The 15,661-nt window shown below is 68.4% G+C and carries 14 protein-coding genes; 7 read left to right on the top strand and 7 right to left on the bottom strand.

Features of this window, described 5'->3' with window-relative positions:
- Position 1: 1 nt before the first annotated feature.
- On the top strand, positions 2 to 1,429 hold the full coding sequence (gene boxB / locus HFGMBDPB_RS13685) for a benzoyl-CoA 2,3-epoxidase subunit BoxB (protein WP_212645589.1): 1,428 nt from the start codon (positions 2 to 4) through the stop codon (positions 1,427 to 1,429).
- 26 nt (positions 1,430 to 1,455) lie between these two features.
- The gene (gene boxA, locus HFGMBDPB_RS13690; RefSeq protein WP_212645590.1) at positions 1,456 to 2,763 is read left to right on the top strand and encodes a benzoyl-CoA 2,3-epoxidase subunit BoxA; all 1,308 of its coding nucleotides are present in this window, start codon (positions 1,456 to 1,458) and stop codon (positions 2,761 to 2,763) included.
- Here boxA and HFGMBDPB_RS13695 read toward each other — a convergent pair.
- Both HFGMBDPB_RS13695 and HFGMBDPB_RS13700 read right to left on the bottom strand, forming a co-directional pair.
- Positions 2,757 to 3,518 carry an aspartate/glutamate racemase family protein gene (locus HFGMBDPB_RS13695; protein ID WP_212645591.1) on the bottom strand — a complete coding sequence of 254 codons (762 nt, stop codon included), beginning with the start codon at positions 3,516 to 3,518 and terminating at the stop codon, positions 2,757 to 2,759. The genes boxA and HFGMBDPB_RS13695 overlap by 7 nt on opposite strands.
- A 14-nt stretch (positions 3,519 to 3,532) precedes the next feature.
- A complete protein-coding gene (locus tag HFGMBDPB_RS13700) occupies positions 3,533 to 4,414 on the bottom strand; it encodes an amino acid ABC transporter substrate-binding protein (RefSeq protein ID WP_016447309.1) in 882 nt (293 codons plus the stop codon).
- A gap of 222 nt (positions 4,415 to 4,636) precedes the next feature.
- Between HFGMBDPB_RS13700 and HFGMBDPB_RS13705 the strand changes: the two genes are divergently transcribed.
- The gene (locus HFGMBDPB_RS13705) at positions 4,637 to 5,866 is read left to right on the top strand and encodes a D-amino acid dehydrogenase (RefSeq protein WP_133072884.1); all 1,230 of its coding nucleotides are present in this window, start codon (positions 4,637 to 4,639) and stop codon (positions 5,864 to 5,866) included.
- Between the two features lie 12 nt (positions 5,867 to 5,878).
- Here the strand turns inward: HFGMBDPB_RS13705 and HFGMBDPB_RS13710 are convergent, their stop codons facing one another.
- A complete protein-coding gene (locus HFGMBDPB_RS13710) occupies positions 5,879 to 6,784 on the bottom strand; it encodes a LysR substrate-binding domain-containing protein (protein ID WP_016452275.1) in 906 nt (301 codons plus the stop codon).
- An 18-nt stretch (positions 6,785 to 6,802) separates the two neighbouring features.
- The gene (locus HFGMBDPB_RS13715; protein WP_046987903.1) at positions 6,803 to 7,375 is read right to left on the bottom strand and encodes a cob(I)yrinic acid a,c-diamide adenosyltransferase; all 573 of its coding nucleotides are present in this window, start codon (positions 7,373 to 7,375) and stop codon (positions 6,803 to 6,805) included.
- A gap of 179 nt (positions 7,376 to 7,554) precedes the next feature.
- Between HFGMBDPB_RS13715 and HFGMBDPB_RS13720 the strand changes: the two genes are divergently transcribed.
- Both HFGMBDPB_RS13720 and HFGMBDPB_RS13725 read left to right on the top strand, forming a co-directional pair.
- Positions 7,555 to 7,914 (top strand): EF-hand domain-containing protein, encoded by a 360-nt coding sequence (locus HFGMBDPB_RS13720; RefSeq protein WP_043789497.1) that lies wholly within the window; start codon positions 7,555 to 7,557, stop codon positions 7,912 to 7,914.
- A gap of 82 nt (positions 7,915 to 7,996) precedes the next feature.
- Positions 7,997 to 9,421 carry an FAD-binding oxidoreductase gene (locus HFGMBDPB_RS13725; protein ID WP_013799978.1) on the top strand — a complete coding sequence of 475 codons (1,425 nt, stop codon included), beginning with the start codon at positions 7,997 to 7,999 and terminating at the stop codon, positions 9,419 to 9,421.
- Here the strand turns inward: HFGMBDPB_RS13725 and HFGMBDPB_RS13730 are convergent.
- Complete coding sequence (locus tag HFGMBDPB_RS13730; protein WP_017405708.1) at positions 9,411 to 10,316, bottom strand: LysR family transcriptional regulator; 906 nt, start codon at positions 10,314 to 10,316, stop codon at positions 9,411 to 9,413. The genes HFGMBDPB_RS13725 and HFGMBDPB_RS13730 overlap by 11 nt on opposite strands.
- 126 nt (positions 10,317 to 10,442) lie before the next feature.
- Between HFGMBDPB_RS13730 and HFGMBDPB_RS13735 the strand changes: the two genes are divergently transcribed.
- A complete protein-coding gene (locus tag HFGMBDPB_RS13735; RefSeq protein ID WP_013799976.1) occupies positions 10,443 to 11,651 on the top strand; it encodes a CaiB/BaiF CoA transferase family protein in 1,209 nt (402 codons plus the stop codon).
- Positions 11,652 to 11,722: 71 nt separating this feature from the next.
- Positions 11,723 to 12,724 (top strand): Bug family tripartite tricarboxylate transporter substrate binding protein, encoded by a 1,002-nt coding sequence (locus HFGMBDPB_RS13740; protein WP_212645592.1) that lies wholly within the window; start codon positions 11,723 to 11,725, stop codon positions 12,722 to 12,724.
- A gap of 187 nt (positions 12,725 to 12,911) precedes the next feature.
- Here HFGMBDPB_RS13740 and HFGMBDPB_RS13745 read toward each other — a convergent pair whose 3' ends face one another.
- Both HFGMBDPB_RS13745 and HFGMBDPB_RS13750 read right to left on the bottom strand, forming a co-directional pair.
- Positions 12,912 to 14,201, bottom strand: a complete 1,290-nt coding sequence (locus HFGMBDPB_RS13745; RefSeq protein WP_212645593.1) for a M20/M25/M40 family metallo-hydrolase — start codon at positions 14,199 to 14,201, stop codon at positions 12,912 to 12,914.
- A gap of 156 nt (positions 14,202 to 14,357) precedes the next feature.
- Positions 14,358 to 15,632, bottom strand: a complete 1,275-nt coding sequence (locus HFGMBDPB_RS13750) for an MFS transporter (protein WP_016452281.1) — start codon at positions 15,630 to 15,632, stop codon at positions 14,358 to 14,360.
- Positions 15,633 to 15,661: the final 29 nt, after the last annotated feature.

Here is a 15,661-nt window from a genome sequence, read left to right on the forward strand (position 1 = left end):
CATGAGCGCCATCAACTACAGCGAGAAGATCCCCAACAACGTCAACCTCGGCGAAGACCGCACCCTGCAGCGCGCGCTGGAGAGCTGGCAGCCCAACTTTCTGAACTGGTGGGGCGACGTGGGCCCCGAAGGCTCCACCGACTACGACGTCTACCTGCGCACCGCCATCAGCGTGGACCCGCAGGGCTGGGCCCAGTTCGGCCACGTGAAGATGCGCGACTACCGCTGGGGCATCTTCCTGAACCCGGCCGAGGCCGACCGCAGCATCCACTTCGGCGACCACCTGGGCGAGAAGGCCTGGCAGGACGTGCCCGGCGAGCACCGCGCCAACCTGCGCCGCATCATCGTCACCCAGGGCGATACCGAGCCCGCCTCGGTGGAGCAGCAGCGCCACCTGGGCCTGACCGCGCCGTCCATGTACGACCTGCGCAACCTGTTCCAGGTCAACGTGGAGGAAGGCCGCCACCTGTGGGCCATGGTCTACCTGCTGCACAAGCATTTCGGCCGCGACGGCCGCGAGGAGGCCGAGGCCCTGCTGGAGCGCCAGTCCGGCGACGAGAACAACCCGCGCATCCTGGGCGCCTTCAACGAGAAGACGCCCGACTGGCTGTCCTTCTTCATGTTCACCTACTTCACCGACCGCGACGGCAAGTTCCAGCTGGCCGCGCTGGCCGAAAGCGCCTTCGACCCGCTGGCGCGCACCACCAAGTTCATGCTGACCGAGGAGGCCCACCACATGTTCGTGGGCGAGTCCGGCGTCTCGCGCGTGCTGCAGCGCACCTGCCAGGTCATGAACGAGCTGCGCACCGACGACGTGGGCCGCCTGCGCGCGGCCGGCGTGATCGACCTGCCCACGCTGCAGCGCTACCTGAACTTCCACTACAGCGTGACCATCGACCTGTTCGGCGCCGACCAGTCCAGCAATGCCGCCACCTTCTACAGCAGCGGCCTCAAGGGCCGCTACGAGGAAGGCAAGCGCGCGGACGACCACCGCCTGCACGACCAGCACTACAAGGTGCTGGAAGTGGTGGACGGCAGGCTGCAGGAAAAGGAAGTACCCATGCTCAACGCGCTCAACGAGGTGCTGCGCGACGACTACATCAAGGACTCCAACGCGGGCGTGGGCCGCTGGAACAAGGTCATGGAAAAGGCCGGCATCGATTTCCGCCTCACCGTGCCGCACAAGGCCTTCAACCGCCAGATCGGCGCGCTGGCCGGCGTGCGCATGAGCCCCGACGGCCGCGTGGTCAGCGAGCAGGAATGGCGCATGCGCGAGGACGAATGGCTGCCCTCGGACGCCGACCGCGCCTTCGTCGCCTCGCTCATGGGCCGCTGCGTGGAGCCGGGCCAGTTCGCGGGCTGGATCGCGCCGCCGGTCATGGGCATCAACCGCCAGCCCGTGGATTTCGAATACGTGCGCTTCAACTGAAGCGCCGCGCCAGCAGGGAGTCGCCCATGACAGTCGCCTTGGTAGAACACGGCATCCTCACGCAGCACCTGATCGACCCGGAGATCTGCATACGCTGCAACACCTGCGAGGCCACCTGCCCCGTGGGCGCCATCACGCACGATGACCGCAACTACGTGGTACTGGCCGAGCAGTGCAACGGCTGCATGGACTGCGTCTCGCCCTGCCCCACGGGCGCCATCGACAACTGGCGCAAGGTGCCGCTGGCGAGTGCCTATCCCGTGGCCGAGCAGTTGCTCTGGGACGAGCTGCCCGAGGAGCTGCCGCCTGAGGCGCTGGTCCAGACACAGGCCACAGTGGACGCACCTGCCGGCGAGGACCTGAGCCAGGCCCAGGCCGTGATCGCGGCGGCCTCCACGCGCGCCCGGCCCGACGACCAGGCCGATACCCAGGTGTTGCGCAGCGCCAGCTACGGCGCCACCGTGCCGCCCTGGTCGGCCGCCCATCCGTACACCAACCTGCATGGCCCCAGGAGCCCCCTCACGGCCACCGTGGTCGGCAACCTCAACTGCACGGAGGCGGGATTCGACAGCGAGACCCACCACATCGTGCTGGACTTCGGCAGCCAGCCGTTCCCCGTGCTCGAAGGCCAGTCCATCGCCGTCATCGCACCCGGCACCGATGCCCAGGGCCGCCCGCATGTGGCGCGCCAGTACTCGGTGGCCAGTGCGCGCAATGGCGAGCGGCCCGGCTACAACAACCTGGCGCTGACCGTGAAACGCGTCACCCAGGACCACCAGGGCCGCCCCGTGCGCGGCGTGGCCAGCAACTACCTGTGCGACGCACGCATCGGCGACAGGGTCCAGGTCATAGGCCCGTTCGGCCAGTCGTTCCTGATGCCCAACCATCCCCGCTCGCACATCGTGATGATCTGCACGGGCACGGGCAGCGCCCCCATGCGCGCCATGACCGAATGGCGCAGGCGGCTGCGCAAGAGCGGCAGGTTCGAGGGCGGCAAGCTCATGCTGTTCTTCGGCGCACGCACGCCGCAGGAGCTGCCCTACTTCGGCCCGCTGCAAAGCCTGCCGCGCGACTTCATCGACAACAACCTGGCCTTCTCGCGCGTGGCCGGCCAGCCCCGGCGCTACGTGCAGGACCTGCTGCGCGAACGTGCGGCCGACCTGGCGGCCCTGCTGCGCGACGACAACGCGCACTTCTACGTCTGCGGGCTCAAGAGCATGGAGGAAGGCGTGGTGCTGGCACTGCGCGACGTGGCGCAGCAAGCCGGGCTGGACTGGGAACAGGTCGGCGCGCGCCTCAAGCGCGAAGGCCGGCTGCATCTGGAGACTTATTGAATCGCTACAGGCCCATACGCATCGCTGGCCAGGGCCTGGGCCAGTATCCAGGCAGGGTCCACCAGCCCGGCACCGCGCGCCAGCGGCGACTGCGGCAGGGCCAGCGGGATCTCGGTGCAGCCCATGATCACGGGCACATCGCCATGGCGCTGCAGCAGCGGCGCCAGCACCTCGCCGAAGCAGCGCGCAGCCAGGTCCATGTCGCCCTGCTTGACGCCGTCGTAGATGCCCTGCATCAGCCGCGCGCGACCATCGGCATCGGGTCGCAGCGCGGTAATGCCGCACTCGGCCAGTGCCGCGTCGTACAGGCCGCTGTCATAGGTGCCCTGCGTGGCCAGCACGATGGCCTGTTGCGCGCCGCCGGCCTGCAGGTGCAGGGCGGCCTGGCGCGCGATGTGCAGTACATGCAGCTGCGGAAAAAGCGCCTGCAGCTGCCCATGCCAGGCATGGGCCGTGTTGCAGGCCAGGGCCACGCTGCGCACGCCCAGCGCCGCCATGCGGCCCACGCCCTGCAGCAGGTGCTGGGCCGGCCCCGTGGGCGACTGCGGGTCCGCGCGCAGCGCCGCGCTGCGGTCGGGCATGGGCAGCTGCACCAGCCAGTGCTCGGGATAGGCCTGGTCATGCACGGGCAGGCCCTGCTGCTGCAGGTGCGCCGTGCAGGCCTGCACGAACAGGCGCACGAAATCCGCGCCTGCGGCCGGGCCCATGCCCCCGAGAATGCCCACCGCGCGCGGGGGCTGAAGCTGCTGCTGCATGCTGCGATCCGAAATCAAAAAGCGGGTTTGTCGCTGAGGTCCTGCAGGTTTTTCTGCAATTGCTCGCTCATCGGCAGGCCCAGGGCCACGTTCCTCGGGGCAATGGGCTGCATGAACCACTTGTCATAAAGCCTGGCGAACGCGCCCGACTTCATCATGTCGCCGATCACGCCATCGACCAGCTGCTTGAACTGGGCATCGTCCTTGCGCAGCATGCAGGCATAGGGCTCGACCTGCAGCGAGTCGGCCACCACCTCGAAGTCCCCGGGGTTCTTGGCCGTGGGGATCAGGCCGAAGAGCAGGATGTCGTCCATGCCGAAGGCCGCGGCGCGGTCGTTCTCCACCAGCAGGAAGCCGTCCGCATGGTCCTTGGCCATGACGATGTTCATGCCCCAGGCCTTGTCGGCATTGGCCTTGCGCAGCACCTGCAGATTGGTGGTTCCCGTGGTGATGGCCACGGTCTTGTCCTTGAGGTCGGCGTAGTTTTTGATGCCCGAACTCTTCTTCACCAGCAGCCGCGTGCCCGTGTAGAAATGGTTGATGGCAAAGGCCACCTCCTTGCCGCGCACCGTGTTGTTGGTGGTCGAGCCGCATTCCAGGTCGATGGTGCCGTTGGCCAGCAGCGGCATGCGGTTCTGCGAGGTCACGGCCTGCCACTGCACCTTGAGATCGGGTCGGTTCACCGCTTTCTTCACGGCCTCGGCCACGGCCTGGGACATCTCCACCGTCATGCCGATGGGCTTGCCGTTGTCCAGGTAGCTGAAGGGCACGGAGGACTCGCGGTAGGCCAGCGTGATGCGGCCGCTGTCGCGCACCTTGGCCAGCGTGTCGGCATGGGCCGCAGCCAGGCCGCCCAGGGCCAGGGCCGCGCACAGCGCGGTGGTGTGAAGTTGCATGCTTGTCTCCTCGTCTTTGGTGGATGTGCGGCCAGTGTAGGAAGGGCGGCGGCCTTTGCGGAATGACAATATCGGGCCGGTCCATGCCCGCCGGTTATGGGTGGTCCCCCTGCACTGGGCAGCGGCCCGCAGCCATAACCTGCATGCATACCCCCTGTGCCAAATGCCATGGCCCGGCCTGCCGCGCGCGGCCTACAGTGCGGCTGCATGGAGAAACGATCAATGCATGTCTGCATCGTGGGCGCCGGCATCGTCGGCCTGGCAACGGCCTGGGCGCTGCAGCAGGCAGGCCACCGCATCACCGTGCTGGACCGCGCACCGGGCCCCGCCCAGGGCGCCAGCGGCGGCAATGGCGCGCAGCTGAGCTATTCCTACGTGCAGCCGCTGGCCGATCCCGGCATCTGGAAGATGCTGCCCCGCCTGCTGCTGCAAAAGGATTCGCCGCTGGCTTTCCGCCTGCGCGCCGACCCCGCGCAATGGGCCTGGGGACTGCGCTTTCTGGGCGCCTGCAATGCCCATGCCTCGGCCGAAGGCACGCGCGCCCTGCTGGCCCTGGCCGCCGAAAGCCGCCAGGCCTTCGAGTCGCTCCAGGCCGACGAGGCACTGGCCTGCGACCTGCACACGCCGGGCAAGCTGGTGCTCTACCCCACCCAGCAGGCGCTGGATGCCGCCGCGCAGCAGGTGGCACTGCAGGCGGGCCTGGGCGGCGCGCCGCAGCGCATCGTCAACGCCGCCGAAGTGGCGCGCATCGAACCCGCGCTCGCCCGCTACGCGCAACGTATTGCAGGCGCCGTGCACACGCCCAGCGAGGCCGCAGCCGACTGCCGCCTGCTGTGCGAGCAACTGGCCGCCCGGCTCACCGCACGCGGCGCCGAACTGCGCTACGGCGTGGAGCTGCAGGGCTTCGAGCGCGAGGGCGACGCCATCACCGGCCTGCGCACCGCCGCAGGCCCGCTGCCGCTGCGCGCCGACCACTACGTGCTGGCCAGCGGCTGGGAAAGCGCGGTCCACGCGCGCCAGCTGGGCCTGCGCATTCCCGTCTACCCGCTCAAGGGCTACAGCATCACCGCCGATGCCGCCGCGCAACTGCCGCACGCCGCGCCCCGGGTCAGCGTCACCGACACCGCACGCAAGGTCGTCTTCGCACGCATCGGCGAACGCCTGCGCGTGGCCGGCATGGTGGAGATCGTGGGCCGGGACACGCGCACCGACCCGCGCCGCATCGCCAGCCTGCGCCGCTCCACGCAGGAGGTCTTCGCCGACCTGCCGCTGGACGGCGACCTCCACCCCTGGACCGGCATGCGCCCCGCCACACCCACCGGCCTGCCCCTCACCGGCCGCCAGCGCGGCGGTCCGCGCAACCTGTGGCTGCAGACGGGGCACGGCGCGCTGGGGCTGACGCTGGCGTTCGGTTCGGCGCAGAGGCTGGTGGGGCAGATGGAGCAGGCCTGAAACCCGCAGGCCTCAACCAGCCAGCAACTCGCGCAAGGCCTTGCGCATTTCCTCGGTCATTGCCCGCGCCAGCACCGACCCCGGCCGCTGGGGCAGGCTCAGGGCATTCACACCCACCGTGATGCGCGGCAGCAGGGGCACGACATGGACCTTGCGGCGGTCGGCGGCCAGGGCGGTGCAGCCGTCCATGATGGCGGCGCCCAGGCCGTACTCGGCCATGGACAGGGCCGCGTGGTAGGTCTGCACGGTGACCACGGGCGACAGGCCCACGCCGTGCTCGCGGCAGGCCTGGCCCAGGCGCATGCCCAGCGGGTCGCGCGCATCAAGCGCGACCACGGGCAGCTCGGCCAGGTCCTTGAGCTCCATCCCCTCTTCGCGCACGCGCGAGGGCGGCAGCAGGCCCTTGGGCAGCACGCAGAACATGTCCACCTCGGCCAGCAGCTCATGCTCCAGCGCGGGCTGGCCCACGGAGCTGATGACGAAGCCCACGTCGGCCTCCTGCAGCAGCAGGGCCGAGACCACCTGGGGCGTGTGCAGTGCCTGCACATGGACCTGCACCTGCGGGTGGCGGCGCCGAAAGCCGGCCACGGCGCGCGGCAGCACCTCGCGGCTGAGCGCGAAGACGGTGAGCACGGTGAGCCGGTCCGCTGCCCGGCCATGGCGCAGGTTGTCGGCCAGGCGCTGGACCTCGTCGAGCTGCTCGAACAGCTTCTCGATGTGGGGGAACAGCGCCAGCGCCTCATTGGTCGGCGTGAGCCGCCCGCGTGCGCGCTGGAACAGCGCAAAGCCCAGCTGCAGCTCAGCGTGCTGCAGGGTGCGGCTGACGGCCGGCTGGGTGATGTTGATCAGCCGTGCGGCAGCGCTGACGCTGCCGGTCTGCATGACGGCATTGAAGACCTCGATGTGGCGCAGGCGCATGGGCCGTCCTCAGCACGGTCACTCTTGAGCGGACTGCGCGCGCGCCAGCCGCTCGCTTTTCCAGTACACGTCGTCGCCGCCATCCATGCGGTTGAGCACGCGCGCCAGCACGAACAGCAGGTCGGACAGGCGGTTCAGGTACTGGCGCGGCGCGGGCCGCATGACCTCGCCCTGCTCCAGCGCCACCACCATGCGCTCGGCACGGCGCGCCACGGTGCGGCAGACATGGGCCTGGGCCGCTGCGCGGCTGCCGGCCGGCAGTATGAATTCCTGCAGCCGGGGCAGCTGCGCGTTGTAGTGGGCCAGCGCTTCATCGAGCTGCAGCAGGGCGTCGTCCTTGAGCAGCTCGTAGCCGGGAATGGACAGCTCGCCGCCGAGGTTGAACAGCTGGTGCTGCACATCGACCAGCAGCTCGCGCACGTCGTCGGGCAGGGCCTCGCACAGCAGCAGGCCGATGTGGGAATTGAGCTCGTCCACATCGCCCATGGCGTGCGGGCGGCCGCTGTTCTTGGAGACGCGCGTGTTGTCGCCCAGGCCCGTGCTGCCGTCGTCTCCGGTGCGCGTGGCGATCTGTGTCAAACGGTTGCCCATGGGGTTCTCCTTGGCGATGCGGGGTGAAAAACAGGACCCGTGACGGCCCATCACCTGATTGTGCGTTACAGCCGGCACGCAAATGTTGTAGCAGGCAACAGCCGGCAAAAGTGCTGGCCCTGCTGCGCTGCAACAGGTGGAATGCAGTCATGTTCCACGTTCGACAAGGAGTTCGACACATGACCTCTCAACTGCGCAAAGTCTCCGGTTTTGAAATCCGCAGCGTGATGTTGTTCGCGGCCATTTCGCTGGGCAGCGTTGCTGCCATGGCGCAGGCTCCGTCCACGGCACCGCAGCCGACGTTTGGCGGCGGCTCGGCAGCAGGCGTGCAATCTGCGCCAGCACCCGCAGCACCAGCGGGCGGCGCCAACGAGGTGCAGGCCGCATTCGACCGCGCCGACACCAACCGGGACGGCAAGCTGAGCAAGAAGGAGGCCGAGGCCCTGCCCGCCGTGAGCAGCAATTTCGCCCAGATCGATGCCGACAAGAACGGATCGCTGTCGCGCGATGAATTCAGCAAGGCTGTCCAGCCGCGCTGACACCCGGATGCCTGGCGGCTGACCTACACGGTTGGGCGACAGGGCCGGTGGTATTCTTTCCGGTTCCCCCTGGAGAACACCGATGAACGCCCCTGTCGCCCCCGTCCGCCTGCAGCCTGACTTCGCTCAGCGCCCCATTCCCGAAGCCTTTCTCCAAGCCCTGGCCCAGCGTTTCGGCGCCCAGTGCTCCACGGCTTTGGCGGTGCGCGAACAGCACGGCCGCGACGAGGGCGCCATCCAGGCGCCCCCGCCTGCGGCCGTGGTCTTTGCCGAGAGCACGCAGGACGTGCAGGACGCGCTGAAGCTGGCCGACCAGCATGCCGTGCCGGTCATCCCCTACGGCGCAGGCTCCTCGCTCGAAGGCCATCTGCTGGCCGTCGAGGGCGGCATCAGCCTGGACCTGAGCCGCATGAACCGCATTCTCTCGGTCAACACAGAGGACCTGACGGTCACCGTGCAGCCCGGCATCACGCGCAAGCAGCTCAACGATGCCATCAAGGACACGGGCTTCTTCTTCCCCATCGATCCCGGCGCCGATGCCTCCATCGGCGGCATGACCGCCACGCGCGCCAGCGGCACCAATGCCGTGCGCTACGGCACCATGCGCGAGAACGTGCTGGCGTTGGAACTGGTCACGGCCAGCGGCGAGCTGATGCGCACCGGCACGCGCGCCAAGAAAAGCAGCGCGGGCTACGACCTCACGCGCCTGATCGTGGGCAGCGAGGGCACGCTGGGCGTGGTCACCGAGATCACGGTGCGCCTGTACCCGCTGCCCGAGGCCGTGAGCGCGGCCATCTGCTCCTTCCCCAGCATCGAGGCCGCCGTGCGCACGGTGATCCAGACCATCCAGATGGGCGTGCCGATCGCGCGCGTGGAGCTGGTGGACGTGAACTCGGTGCGCATGGTCAATGCCTACAGCAAGCTCACGCTGCGCGAGGAACCCATGCTGCTGATGGAGTTCCACGGCTCGCCCACGGGCGTGAAGGAGCAGGCCGAGATGGTGCAGGACATTGCGGGCGAGTTCGGCGGCAATGCCTTCGAATGGGCCGAGCGTCCCGAAGACCGCACGCGATTGTTCACGGCCCGCCACAACGCCTATTTCGCGGCTGTCTCCAGCCGCCCCGGCTGCCGCTGCATCACCACCGACGCCTGCGTGCCCATCAGCCGCTTGGCCGATGCACTGCTGGACTCGGTGCGCGAGGCCGATGACAGCGGCATTCCCTACTTCCTCGTCGGCCACGTGGGCGACGGCAACTTCCACTTCGGCTACCTGATCGACCCGGACAACGAGGACGAGCGCTCGCGCGCCGAGCAGCTCAACCACCAGCTGGTGTCGCGCTCCATTGCGCTGGGCGGCACCTGCACGGGCGAGCATGGCGTGGGCATCCACAAGATGGATTTCCTGCGCGAGGAAGCCGGCGACGGCGCGGTGCAGATGATGCGTTCCATCAAGCAGGCGCTGGACCCGAAGAACATCCTGAATCCCGGGAAAATCTTCAGCCTCTGAGTCCCTCCGCCTCGGCTTTCTCGCGCAGGAAGTCGATCAGCGTGGTGATGGCCCGCGTCTGGTAGTGGGACGGCATGTACAGCAGGTACTGGCGCGTGGCCAGAAAGTCCAGGCTGCCCGGCGGCAGCGGCAGGCGCTCAAGCGCGCCGCTGGCCAGTTCGGCCGCCACCATGTAGCGCGGCACCACGGCCACGCCCAGGCCCTGCAGCACGGCATCGCGCAGGAAATGGAAGTTGGGCGACATCAGGCGCGGGCGTATGCGCAGCTCGGTGGGTCGGGCGCCGTTCATGCCGGCCGTGCGCAGCTTCTGGCCCGTGAGCGCCGAGGTGATCAGCGGCACGCGCTTGAGCGCCAGCAGCGAGTCGGGGTGGCCATGCTGCGCCAGGAACTGCGGCGTGGCGCAGGCCTCGTAGAGCACGTCGCCGAGCTTGCAGGCCACCAGGCTTTCGGGCGGCTCGGTCATCACGCGCACGGCGAAGTCCACGGCGCCCTGCATCAGGTCCTCGATGTCGTTGTCGAAGATCACCTCCAGCGTGATGCCCGGGTGCATGCGCATGAACTCCGTCAGCCAGCCCGACATCTGCAGCTGGCCGTAGCCGCTGGGCACGCTCAGCCGCACGGTGCCCTGCAGGCTCTGGCCCAGGCTGTCCACCGACTCGTCCGCCGCCATGGCTTCCTGGCGTATCGCGCGTCCATGCGCGTACAGGCGCAGGCCCAGCTCGGTGGGCTCGACCTGGCGCGTGGTGCGGCGCAGCAGCTGCTGGCCGATCTGGCGCTCGAACTGGTTGAGCCGGTGGCTGACGTTGGCACGGCTCATGCCCAGGCGCACGGCGGCGCGGCTCAGGTTGCCGGCTTCGATGATGTCCACCAGCAGGGACAGTCCGCCCAGATCCATTGTCAAACCTCAGTACACACGATGTCCATTTTTTAGCACGATTGTCAAAGTCCATAAACGAATGAAGAATGCGGGCCTGCCCGGGCTCTGGCCCGTTGCGGTTTTCGTGGTTCGACAAGGTTTCGCATGAGTGCTCTCCCCTCTTCCCTGCCGCTGGACGGCGTGCGCGTCCTGGATCTTTCGCGCGTGCTGGCCGGCCCCATGTGCGCCATGGCGCTGGCCGACCTGGGCGCCGATGTCGTCAAGGTCGAGCACCCGGGCCGCGGCGACGACACGCGCGACTGGGGCGTGCGCGTGGGCCAGCGCAACACCTCCTACTTCAACAGCGCCAACCGCAACAAGCGCTCGGTCACGCTGGACCTGCAGGCCGAAGAGGGCCTGCGCATCGCACGCGAGCTGGCGGCCGACAGCGATGTGGTCATCCAGAACTTCAAGGTCGGCGGCGCCGAGAAGCTGGGGCTGGGCTACGAGCAGCTGTCGCAGCTGAACCCGCGCCTGGTGTACTGCTCCATCTCGGGCTACTCGCGCAGCGGCCCCGAGGCCACGCGGCCCGGCTACGACCTGGTGGTGCAGGGCGAGTCCGGCATCATGGCCATGAACGGCGAGCAGGGCCAGGGTCCGCTGAAGTTCGGCGTGGCCGCCGTGGACATGTTCACGGGCATGTACTCGGCCCAGGCCATCCTGGCCGCGCTCTACGAGCGCGAGCGCAGCGGGCGCGGCCGTCATGTGCAGATGGCCCTGTACGACTGCGGCCTGATGATCACCAGCTACTACGGCATGGAGGCCCTGCTCAAGGCAGGCGACCCGCCCAAGTTCGGCAACGCCCATCCGTCCATCGTGCCCTACGGCGTATTCGAGGCGGCCGACGGCCCGCTGGTCATCACCGTGGGCAACAACGGCCAGTTCCAGCGCTTTTGCACCGACGTCATCGCCAAGCCCGAGTGGGCCGCCGATGAGCGCTTTGCCACCAATACCGCACGCTCGGCAAACCGCGATCTGCTGATGCCGCTGGTGCAGGCCGAGCTGCTGCGCTTCACGCGCGCCCAGTTGCTCGAATGCCTGACGGCCGCACAGATTCCCTGCGGCGAGGTGCTGGGCCTGTTCGAGGCCCTGAACTCGCAGCGCACGGCCGACGCCGGCCTGCTGCACCGCTTCGAGGACAGCGAGGCCGGCAGCCAGTCCGTGCTGGCCCCGCCCTATGCGCTGGACGGCCAGCGCCTGCCCGTGCGCCGCCCGCCGCCGCACCAGGGCGAACACACCGACGAGGTGCTGCAGCAGCGCCTGGGCCTGGACGAACAGGCCCGCGCCGCGCTGCGCGCCAAAAACATCATCTGAGAGCGCGCAGACGTTCCCACCCAGACCGCTCCACGGCTCTCATTTCCACCCCTTCCCGCTTGAGGAGACATATGACTTCCACCCCCTTCCAGGCCTCGCGCCGCCAGATCCTTTCCGCCGCCTGCGCCACCACCATCGCCACGCTGGCCCCCGCCGCACGGGCCCAGAGCCAGTGGCCCGACAAGCTGATCAAGCTGACCGTGGCCTTCCCGCCCGGCGGCCCCACCGACACGGCCGCGCGCATCGTCGCGCAGCGCCTGACCGAGCGCCTGGGCCAGACCATCGTCATCGACAACCGTCCCGGCGCCTCGGGCTCGGTGGGCACGGCGGCCTTCATCAAGTCGCAGCCCGACGGCTATTCGCTGTCCATGTTCGGCATGCCCGCGCTGCTGGCGCCCATGCTGTTCAACAACAACCTGTACGACGTGCGCAAGGACTTCCTGCCCGTGGCCACGGTCTATGACCTGCCCATGGCCATCGTCATCAACCCGCGCGAGCTGCCGGACGTGACCAACCTGCAGCAACTGATCGAGCATGCCAAGAAGGCCAAGCCCGCGCTGAACTACACCAGCTCGGGCACTGGCAGCTTCGGCCACCTGTCCATGGAGCAGCTCAAGGACCTGGGCGGCTTCGACATGCAGCACGTGCCCTACCGCGGCAGCGCGCCGGCCGTGACCGACCTGATCGGCGGCCAGATCGCCGTGATGTTCGCCGACGTGGTCGCGGCCCTGCCCCACATCCAGGCGGGCAAGCTGCGCGCCATTGCCGTCAGCTCGCAAAAGGCCAAGCAGCTGCTGCCGAACGTGAAGTCGGTGGCCGAGCAGGGCTTCCCCGGCTTCGACGCCGACACCTGGGGCGGCCTGATCGCCCCGCTGAACACGCCTCCCGCCGTGGTCCAGCGCCTGAACCAGGAGCTCAAGCTCATCCTGGCCGAGCCCGAGCTGCAAAAGAAGATGCTGGCCGCAGGCGCCATCGCCACCTACCAGGACGGCGCGGCCATGAAGGCGCGCCTGAACGCCGACTTCACGCGCTGGAGCAAGATCGCGAAAGACAAGAACATCTCTTCGCAGTAAAGAACACAGAGCGCCCCACGATGCGCCTTCAGGGCATGCCGCAAGGCATGCCCTTTTTTGCTTTTTGACCCCGTCATCCGCAGAGTGCGCCAGGTTTCACCACCGGGCCGCCCCAAGGCGAAACGCGGCCCCCTCGGGGGACGCACGGCCAGGGGCAGCGGACCATGCGAAGCAGGGGAGCGCGGGGCTACTTCGACAGATCCATGATCATGCGCGTGGCCAGGTACAGGCGCGGCACGATGGTGTTCAGCTGCACATACTCCGCATCATTGGAGTGCGCGCCGTAGCCGCTCAGGCCAAAGCCCTCGATGACGGCACCCTTGGCCTTGAGCGCCGCAAACGCCGCGTCGGTGCCGCCGCCCGTGGCCTTTTCCATCACGCTCATCTTCAGGCCCAGCTCATCGCTGTAGATGGTCTGCGCCTGTTTGGCCAGGCTGCGCGAGGCCTCGTTGGCCTCCAGCGGCGGGCGGCGCACTTCAAACTTGAGCTGCACCTTGCTGGCGTCCAGCAGCTTGTTACCCACCTTGGCCTGCATGGCCTGCTCCAGCGCCGTGAAGTCGGCCACGCGCAGCGCGCGGGCGTCGGCCTGGGCCGTGGCCTCGGCGGGAATGACGTTGCGGTTGGTGCCGGCCTTGGCCACGGTCCAGTTGAGCTTGAGGCCGGTCTCGGGCTTGGACAGGTCCTTCATCTGCAGCAGCTGGTGCGACAGCTCGTACAGCGCGTTCACGCCGTCCTCGGGCTTGGCGCCCGCGTGCGAGGCCTTGCCCTCGACCTTGAGGTAGGCCGCGCCGATGCCGCTGGTGGCCAGGCGCACGCCGCCGTCGGTGCCTCCGCCTTCGAACGAGAAGACCGCATCCTGCTCGGCGCCCATGCGCGTGATGGTGCTGCGCGCGCCGGGCGAGCTGATTTCCTCGTCGCTGTTCATCAGCACGGTCAGCGTGCCGTAGTTGTCGAAGCCCAGCTGGCGCAGCATGGCCACGGTGTGCAGGATCAGGGCCACGCCCTGCTTGTCGTCGGCAATGCCCAGGCCGTAGGCGCGCTCGCCGTCGATGCGAAACGGCTGGTCCTTGAGCATGCCGCGCAGGTAGACCGTGTCCATGTGGGCGATCAGCATGATGCGGCTGGTGCCCTTGCCCTTGAACTCGGCATGCACCATGGGGCCGATCTTCTCGGGCGTGTCACCCAGCCGGTAGACGTCGGTGGGCTGCAGGATCTCGACCTTGCCGCCCTGCTCGCGCAGCTTGCCGGCCACGTAGTTGGCGATCTGCTCCACGCCCTCCATGTCCTTGCTGCCCGACTCGATGTGCACCAGCTCGCGCAGCGTGTCCAGCAAGGGCTGCTGGTGCTTTTGCGCCAGCGCCTGGATATCGGCCTTGGGCGCAGCCAGGGCACTGCCGGACAGGCCGGCCATGGCAAGGGCCAGCGCCAGCGGGGCGCTGCGGAATATGAGGGAAAGCGGTGCGAAGGCGGAACGCATGGACAGGTCTCCTGTGTTGAAAAGTTGTGCCTGCACGATAGCAGGCGCCGCGCAGGGTGCACGCAATTGGCGTGCCTGTTTTGTCCATCTCTGCGCCCAAAGCAAAGGCCCCGCAAGCTTGGGCCTGCGGGGCCTTGTGGGGAGTGCGACCCGGTATCAGCCCGCGCTCAGCGCCATGCCGCTTTTCCGGCTCACGCCATCGCCCACGACCACGGCCGACACCACGCTCAGCACCAAGGCAATGGCCGATCCGTAGAACACGCCGTGGCTCATGCCATGGTCCAGCATGTAGCCGAACACCGGCGCGGCCAGGCAAAAGCCCAGGTCCAGGCCCGAATACACCGTGCCGTAGACGCGGCCCGTGGCGCCGGGGGGCGCGGCGCGCTTGATCAGCATGTCGCGCGAGGGACCGGCCAGGCCAGTTCCCAGGCCCGCGATGGAGGCCACGGCCACGGCCGCCATGGCCGGCAGCCAGCCCGTGCCGACCAAGAACAGCGCAACACCCGAGCCCAGCATGCAGATGGAGATCACCTTCTCCAGCCGCTGCACACGGCCCACGAGGAAGCCGCCGGCCAGCATGCCTGCCGCGCCGCAGAGCATGTAGCCCGTGACGATCAGCGCCGTCACGCTCAGCGGCAGTCCGTACATGGACTGCATGGCGGGGCTGGCAAAGCTCTGGATGGCGCTGAGCGCGCAGGTGCTCCAGAAGAAGAACGAGAAGCACAGCCAGACCGAGGGCAGCTTCAGGAAGGCCATGGGATGCTCCTGCGGCACGGCGGCCGCAGCGGCACGCGCCGCCGGAGCCTGGGCATCGGCCGCACGGTCGTCCAGCGCCTCGCGGTTGAGCACCATGATGGTGAGGATGACGGCGGCCAGGGCCGCGCCGCACAGGCAGGCCAGGCGCCACGAGCCCGTGGCCGTGGTGATGCCCGCCATGAACAGCGGCGCCAGCGCCCAGCCGATATTGCCCGACAGGCCGTGCACCGAGAACGCATGGCCGATGCGCTTGGCCGACACGCGCTTGTTGAGGATGGTGAAGTCCACCGGGTGGAAGGGCGCATTGCCCAGGCCCGCGAAGAAGGCCGCCAGCAGCAGCATTCCATAGCCCTGCGCCAGGCTGGCGACCACGCCCGCCACGGTGAAGCTGCCCAGCGCCGCAAACAGAATGGGGCGCGCGCCGAAGCGGTCCACGGCAAAGCCGGCCATGGCCTGTCCCACGCCGGAGACCACGAAGAACAGCGACACCATCACGCTGAGTTCGGCATAGCTGTAGCCGAACTCGGCGATCAGCCACGGAAACAGCGGCGGCAGCAGCAGGTGGAAGAAATGCGAGGAACCATGCGCCAGGCCGATCAGGCCGATGGTGCGCACATCGCTGCGCAGCGGGTCCGGCGCCACGGCGTCCGGCATGGAAGAAGAAGAGGCGGTCATGGGCCGCATCTTAGGCAGCAGCGTTTCGT

Origin of the sequence: Delftia sp. PE138, from assembly GCF_018320755.1 — a bacterium.
GTDB lineage: Bacteria > Pseudomonadota > Gammaproteobacteria > Burkholderiales > Burkholderiaceae_C > Comamonas > Comamonas tsuruhatensis.

Excerpts from the sequence above, each read along its gene's own strand:
- HFGMBDPB_RS13700 (WP_016447309.1), bottom strand. The coding sequence starts at position 4,414 with ATGCAACTTCACACCACCGCGCTGTGCGCGGCCCTGGCCCTGGGCGGC.
- HFGMBDPB_RS13720 (WP_043789497.1), top strand. The coding sequence starts at position 7,555 with ATGACCTCTCAACTGCGCAAAGTCTCCGGTTTTGAAATCCGCAGCGTG.
- HFGMBDPB_RS13745 (WP_212645593.1), bottom strand. The coding sequence starts at position 14,201 with ATGCGTTCCGCCTTCGCACCGCTTTCCCTCATATTCCGCAGCGCCCCG.
- HFGMBDPB_RS13705 (WP_133072884.1), top strand. The coding sequence starts at position 4,637 with ATGCATGTCTGCATCGTGGGCGCCGGCATCGTCGGCCTGGCAACGGCC.
- HFGMBDPB_RS13725 (WP_013799978.1), top strand. The coding sequence starts at position 7,997 with ATGAACGCCCCTGTCGCCCCCGTCCGCCTGCAGCCTGACTTCGCTCAG.
- HFGMBDPB_RS13715 (WP_046987903.1), bottom strand. The coding sequence starts at position 7,375 with ATGGGCAACCGTTTGACACAGATCGCCACGCGCACCGGAGACGACGGC.
- HFGMBDPB_RS13750 (WP_016452281.1), bottom strand. The coding sequence starts at position 15,632 with ATGACCGCCTCTTCTTCTTCCATGCCGGACGCCGTGGCGCCGGACCCG.
- HFGMBDPB_RS13695 (WP_212645591.1), bottom strand. The coding sequence starts at position 3,518 with ATGCAGCAGCAGCTTCAGCCCCCGCGCGCGGTGGGCATTCTCGGGGGC.
- HFGMBDPB_RS13735 (WP_013799976.1), top strand. The coding sequence starts at position 10,443 with ATGAGTGCTCTCCCCTCTTCCCTGCCGCTGGACGGCGTGCGCGTCCTG.
- boxA (WP_212645590.1), top strand. The coding sequence starts at position 1,456 with ATGACAGTCGCCTTGGTAGAACACGGCATCCTCACGCAGCACCTGATC.
- HFGMBDPB_RS13730 (WP_017405708.1), bottom strand. The coding sequence starts at position 10,316 with ATGGATCTGGGCGGACTGTCCCTGCTGGTGGACATCATCGAAGCCGGC.
- HFGMBDPB_RS13740 (WP_212645592.1), top strand. The coding sequence starts at position 11,723 with ATGACTTCCACCCCCTTCCAGGCCTCGCGCCGCCAGATCCTTTCCGCC.
- HFGMBDPB_RS13710 (WP_016452275.1), bottom strand. The coding sequence starts at position 6,784 with ATGCGCCTGCGCCACATCGAGGTCTTCAATGCCGTCATGCAGACCGGC.
- boxB (WP_212645589.1), top strand. The coding sequence starts at position 2 with ATGAGCGCCATCAACTACAGCGAGAAGATCCCCAACAACGTCAACCTC.